Here is a 5,404-nt window from a genome sequence, read left to right as displayed (position 1 = left end):
CGATCTAACTGGTTAACAGATAAAGAACGATTGCCTGTGACGATGCTGCTAAGTGTACCTACATTCAAATTAATGATGTGACTAAACTCGGTCAGAGTTATGCCGTTCTGTTTTAGGTATTTTTCAATTTCTGTGCGCATCATAGGTGTGATTTCTTCCATGAATAAAACCACCCTTCACGTAAAATTGTTTTTGTTTTCAAATTTAAACAAAAAAAAGAATTGGAAAACCTATTATATAATGAAATATTTGTATGTTTACAATATACCATCTTCTTTCACGACAATAAATACTTTTTTAGGAGATCATTGGGTTATATACACAAAAATTGCAAGGGTATTTAGAAAATTAATCTAGGTGGGTCTCTATAATTCTGATGCAGGAGGATATAGCATTGAAGAGAACAGGTATAATACGTCCCTTAGATAAATTAGGCCGAATTGTTATTCCCATAGAAATCCGGAACTCAATGGGAATTGATAATAGCGAGCCTTTAGAATTTTATATGGACGTTGAGAGAGGTTTTATGGGATTAGGAAAGTATAGTAACGGGACTTCCTGTAAATTGTGCAATTCAATCCATGAGTTAAACTATTTCAAAGGTTCACTTTTATGTAAGCAATGTATACTCGACATGAAGGGGAACGTAGGTGTTACTTTCATTCCTGTTCCTGCTGTTAAGGATAAACCCGCGAATAAAAAATCTAAAGTTCATCGGCCTACATTACAATTGCTTAAAAGTCTACGGCAGCTCATGCGTGAACATCCAAAAGCCAAGCAGAGCGAATACGCCGAATGGCTTGGCGTATCACAAGGACGAATATCTCAGCTAAAAAAATTATTATAGAAATCTCCTGGGCTCAAACTTCAAAGTGGAGCTGATAAACAAAGAAAGCTTCAGACCTAATGGGGCCTGAAGCTTTCTTTGCTTCTTGCGTATCCTTATCTCTTAAAATTAATTCTGAAGCTATCGGATATCCGCAGTCCGTGATCCGCAAACCCCATCGAATTCCGCATTAACATCATTATTGCCACCGCGCCATTGAAGAGTGTAACTTCCGGAACGTAAACCATCTGTGTAACCATCATCACTACTTCTCCAAGTATAAGTGCTGCCGGGTTCAATCCTTTTTCCAGAGATGTATTCTTTACCTGAATCATTGTGCTCTAAACTAACCCTAACTGGATAACTAGATCTATTTTTCAGGGTTAGTTTAACATGCCCATATGCTTTAGGGACCTCAAAGGCACTTTGGACAGTTGCGCCTCCTTGTACTCTGCTGCCGAAAGTATTCCCGATTTTTTGCGGAGTGATTACATGGCCACCAGTAGCTGCTGTACCAGCATCTTGTGTCGATGCGGTCGATGTATTTGCAGAATCAGTTACAGGATCATCTGAATTCGCAAAGATCGCACTCGGCACGGCAATAGCCACTCCTAGTAAACCTACAGAGAAGGCTGATGCAATAAAGTGTTTTTTCTTCAAAGATCATTCCTCCTATCAAACAATAATAGATTACATATCAATAATTACATGAAATTCCCAAAACAATACTATACATATTTAGTCAAGTTTATGAGTGGATTGGAACATTTTCACCTTACAAAAGAGCAAGGGTGTATTTTGTAGTTAGAGTCGTACTTTCTTGGGACGGCTCTTTTTATTTTTCTTTACCATCAAGCCTGGTAGAAGCCGGTGAACCAGTCTGCAACTTTATTTTTCAGTCTAATACTTGTTTTCTTCAGATAAAAACAGCGAAAACATGGCTCATGCTACTGGCTCTAAGGCGGCAGCCGCCACCTAAGAGCCAGTACGCACCGCTGGGCCACTACTCAGGCCGATAACTAGAGCGCCCACGGCCGGGGTAGAACACCCGGCCAAGGCGCTCTACGTTCCTGTCCATCGTTTCACGCAACCCACGGAGCGTACAGGCTTGTAAGTAGATCAGGAAGGTCTGTTTGGCATTGATACACTTTTTGCTAATAGCATGACGCAATGTCACTTCTGTTTCGTTCCCGTAACGTTTCAGATCATGGGTTCTAATACGGCCGCGTTCATCCTTTACCTTGACTCTCCATTGAGAGTCTTCAAAACCACCTGATAACTTTTCAATGCTGATGATTGAAAATGGGCGGTTACGATTTTTGGCGGAAGGAATACTTCTTTTGCTATGACATCCATATCTGCAGGTAGCTAAAATGGCTACACCATCCTGGTATAGGTACTTAAGCTTCCTTTGATCCTCTTCGCAAAAATCACATGTTCCTATCATTCAAATCATCACCTTTCAAATTCATTTTGAATTAACTAATTAGAAGTCATGTTAGTCGAGAACTTTCTTAATATGCCGCTCTAGTTCTTCTGTCAATTCGACCTTGAGGATGTATTCCCCAAAATCTCCAAAAGCGCTAGTGAGAGTTAATGGAACTTTCCGAAGTCCAGGTTTTGCAACAAAAGTAGAGAATGAAACGGTAGCTCCAGGTTTCGTCACCCCAATGGTTGCTTTCAATACGGATAGAAAGAATGCCACCGTGTTTACATTGTCCAAATTGAGCATTGTTCCCTGCTGATCCGGAGAAATAACGGTATTCCAGGCAGCGCGGCTGATCGCCATTTGAGGAGCAAAGCCCATGTCTTTAGAAATCTCTGTAATATCTACCCATTCCCCAGCTGCTACTTGTTCTCTCCATGACCGGTAATTGCGGTCAACAATTGTGAAATACATAAAAAAATCCTCCCTTGGATGTTATAAGATTTATAAGATTATGTGTTTTAACACATCAGATCGATGTGCTTTCTTCATCAAGCGGATGAACTTAAAGTCCCGGTAATTAGCCAGATTGAGCAATATGGTCAGATCCGTGGAAAGCAGGTATCCAAAACGTAAGAAATGATTTACAGGAACGACCTGACTTTCGCGTCATTTGGAAGTGAACATTAGAGACTGCGCAATCAACCTTGCATCCGGATATCCTTGTTCAAACACTGTTATCGCCTCTTAATTTGCGATAGAATTTTCGCTCAGATGCATGGTAATAACCCCTTGTGGGCTGAAGAAATAACTCATACTCATTTCCGCCTAGCGAAATTAGCTGATCTGTAATATTCATGTCATCCCCCCTTTAAAACAAAAGAGAAGAAGCACACCCCCTATTGGCATGCACCCTTCTCTTTTATTCTCTCTGTATCCATTTATATTTCACAAAACAGAATCTAGAGAAATCAGATTCTATCTGGTAAACTTGGTCAATTTCCAAAATCCCCTATGTATGCGCGGAAGAATACCGCCTGAACTATGACAGGGGATGCTCCCGTGAATAGGAACTCATTTAAATAATGAACTTCAACTGATCATCAGGTTTTCCCTGACCCCTAAGGCTATATTTCAACTCTTCCAGCCACAGAATATACTGCTGATGCTGGATGGAAACTCGGATATCTCCATTTCTGACTTCGAAATAATAATGATCCTTAACCGGATAAAAGGTGAAATAATGATCCTTATCCGTTTTAGACCATATTCTAGGAGATCGTTCCTGGTAGCCATAGAGTGATCGAAGTGTCTTTTCAACCGTGATATCCAGTGCGACTTGCATCCACTCCAATACGAAATCCCTCGATGACATTCGTACCGACAGGAATGATACCAGCATAGGTTTTACCCGCTGCCAGAATCACGACATGATCGGTATTGGGGTGATATTGTTCCAGCTGCTCATTAATCAAGCTGGACCACACCTGCAGTTCACTTTTGGAAAGAGATAATACATTAACAGGCACCCGGTACTGGATGGTCACATCAAACAAACCTTCTCCAGTCAAGCTAAATACCTGGTCACCGTACCTTTTAGCCATATCCAAGTGTTCCTGCATGCGATGCTCGAAGCCGCCTAGGTTCAATAACAAACAAATCTTGTTCATTTCATTCGCCTCCAAATCTTTATGCTGAGACCTCATACAACCCTTTGTTAAGCGGAACAACTTGCTGCTGAAAGTACTGCAGAAGTAATTCCTCACACATTTGTGCGTGTTGATCAGGTATTCTTCTGCCACGGCCTCCAACGATTACTTTCTCCGGGAGGTTGTTTTCATGTACAACATCAAAATCAACAATCGTTTTGATGTGGTCAATAACAATGACTGCATAACCTCCTAAGATCAGAGAAGTCTCCATTTGGATGCATACTGCTCGAATGGTTTCTGTCATGTTCCAGCCTCCTTTTTTCGGTACAAAAAAAAGGAGATGCAGTTATATGCATCTCCTTATCCTTACGGCTATGGAATTAGTTCACCTTGGACTTACCTAGGAAGTCCTCAACCGTAAACTTTTGCTTTAGAGCTTCAAATAGAACACTTACCTCGCCGATCACATTGGATTTCTCCAACATCTGCGCGTATCCGGCCATGAGAGCAACGTCACCAATCGCGATTTGCTCATCATTGTCGTGTTCATACCTTATTGCAGGCACATCGTTAACAATTAAAGACCCACCTTCAAAAGAACGTATGTCCTGCGTTTTCACTTCTATCCAACCCTTCTCCCGATCATGTTGAGACACAAGCATCCCTCCTATGATCTTATTTTATCACGATTTTTTCATTCTTCAAATCGGCTTATTCTGGATGTGGGCGCTCTGCTGTTGGTAGATATTTTCGATAACGTTTCCTGTCTACAGGGAAAACAGTCTTGATCACGTAGTGATTGTCTAACTTACAGGCAACGATCACAACACACCAATCCTCCGACAAAGCCGGACCGATAATAATACGCTCTGGTTCTGAATTGTTTCCATGCTCGCCAGTATCGTACCCTTCTACAATGAATCCATTGGAGATGGCCCAAAAAAGATCCAGTTCATTAAATACACGGTCTGGATACTCTGGATTAGCGAGACGATCTTTTAAGTAATGTTTTGAAATCGTGGTGAGATAACCGTCTTCTTGGCGTATCCCCTTTCGAATACACACCATTTCTTCTTCCCACATATCTTTCAAATGGTTCAATGGATACCACTCCTTTCTTTGTTTTAGAAAACAAAAAAAGCCCTGAACACAAAAAAAGGCATCGCCAAATAAAGATGGCCATCCAATTCTGCTTCAGAGCATTTGCATTAAGTTCGTTTTACAACGAACATTCTTCTTCTCTAACTACTAATGTTGTCAGAGACAATTCTTAAGTTTTCCGATTAAACACATTATAGCGTACCCTAACTTAGTTATCAAGATAGATAATTCATCTGGGAATATGCTAACTCTACCTCACTACCGACTTTCTTCCCGTGCCTCTCACTCCATGAATGCTGTAAAATCAGCAATGGAAATCGTACTACAACTTGAACACTCCCACCACTTAGCTAACGCTTGAAGTGGGGGATTCTTGGGTCATCAAACCTATCGGTTTGA

Annotated in this window: 9 protein-coding genes; 1 reads left to right on the top strand and 8 read right to left on the bottom strand. The window is 41.0% G+C overall.

The window, feature by feature from the left end; all coding sequences use genetic code 11:
* Positions 1-394 precede the first annotated feature (394 nt).
* Entirely contained in the window at positions 395-847 is a 453-nt protein-coding gene (locus tag JO375_RS02100) for an AbrB/MazE/SpoVT family DNA-binding domain-containing protein (RefSeq protein ID WP_229522923.1), read from the top strand.
* Positions 848-967: 120 nt separating this feature from the next.
* Here JO375_RS02100 and JO375_RS02095 read toward each other — a convergent pair whose 3' ends face one another.
* The 8 genes from JO375_RS02095 to JO375_RS02060 form a co-directional block, all read right to left on the bottom strand.
* Positions 968-1,486 (bottom strand): hypothetical protein, encoded by a 519-nt coding sequence (locus tag JO375_RS02095; protein WP_229522922.1) that lies wholly within the window; start codon positions 1,484-1,486, stop codon positions 968-970.
* A gap of 343 nt (positions 1,487-1,829) precedes the next feature.
* Positions 1,830-2,273 (bottom strand): hypothetical protein, encoded by a 444-nt coding sequence (locus JO375_RS02090; protein ID WP_229522921.1) that lies wholly within the window; start codon positions 2,271-2,273, stop codon positions 1,830-1,832.
* A 51-nt stretch (positions 2,274-2,324) separates the two neighbouring features.
* Positions 2,325-2,726, bottom strand: a complete 402-nt coding sequence (locus tag JO375_RS02085; protein WP_229522920.1) for a hypothetical protein — start codon at positions 2,724-2,726, stop codon at positions 2,325-2,327.
* A gap of 604 nt (positions 2,727-3,330) precedes the next feature.
* Positions 3,331-3,597 (bottom strand): hypothetical protein, encoded by a 267-nt coding sequence (locus JO375_RS02080; RefSeq protein ID WP_229522919.1) that lies wholly within the window; start codon positions 3,595-3,597, stop codon positions 3,331-3,333.
* The gene (locus JO375_RS02075; protein WP_229522918.1) at positions 3,569-3,922 is read right to left on the bottom strand and encodes a hypothetical protein; all 354 of its coding nucleotides are present in this window, start codon (positions 3,920-3,922) and stop codon (positions 3,569-3,571) included. The genes JO375_RS02080 and JO375_RS02075 overlap by 29 nt, the downstream gene beginning before the upstream one ends.
* 19 nt (positions 3,923-3,941) lie before the next feature.
* Positions 3,942-4,208 carry a hypothetical protein gene (locus JO375_RS02070; RefSeq protein WP_229522917.1) on the bottom strand — a complete coding sequence of 89 codons (267 nt, stop codon included), beginning with the start codon at positions 4,206-4,208 and terminating at the stop codon, positions 3,942-3,944.
* A gap of 76 nt (positions 4,209-4,284) precedes the next feature.
* Complete coding sequence (locus tag JO375_RS02065) at positions 4,285-4,560, bottom strand: hypothetical protein (protein ID WP_229522916.1); 276 nt, start codon at positions 4,558-4,560, stop codon at positions 4,285-4,287.
* A 55-nt stretch (positions 4,561-4,615) separates the two neighbouring features.
* Positions 4,616-5,005 carry a DUF4258 domain-containing protein gene (locus JO375_RS02060; protein WP_229522915.1) on the bottom strand — a complete coding sequence of 130 codons (390 nt, stop codon included), beginning with the start codon at positions 5,003-5,005 and terminating at the stop codon, positions 4,616-4,618.
* Positions 5,006-5,404: the final 399 nt, after the last annotated feature.

The sequence above is a fragment of the Paenibacillus farraposensis genome (assembly GCF_020736845.1).
Classification (GTDB): domain Bacteria; phylum Bacillota; class Bacilli; order Paenibacillales; family Paenibacillaceae; genus Paenibacillus; species Paenibacillus farraposensis.
Note: the sequence above shows the minus strand (reverse complement) of the source record. Positions and strands in the feature narration are given on the sequence as shown.

Coding starts and splice junctions, on each gene's coding strand:
- JO375_RS02090 (WP_229522921.1), bottom strand. CDS start 2,273: ATGATAGGAACATGTGATTTTTGCGAAGAGGATCAAAGGAAGCTTAAG.
- JO375_RS02080 (WP_229522919.1), bottom strand. CDS start 3,597: ATGCAAGTCGCACTGGATATCACGGTTGAAAAGACACTTCGATCACTC.
- JO375_RS02070 (WP_229522917.1), bottom strand. CDS start 4,208: ATGACAGAAACCATTCGAGCAGTATGCATCCAAATGGAGACTTCTCTG.
- JO375_RS02085 (WP_229522920.1), bottom strand. CDS start 2,726: ATGTATTTCACAATTGTTGACCGCAATTACCGGTCATGGAGAGAACAA.
- JO375_RS02075 (WP_229522918.1), bottom strand. CDS start 3,922: ATGAACAAGATTTGTTTGTTATTGAACCTAGGCGGCTTCGAGCATCGC.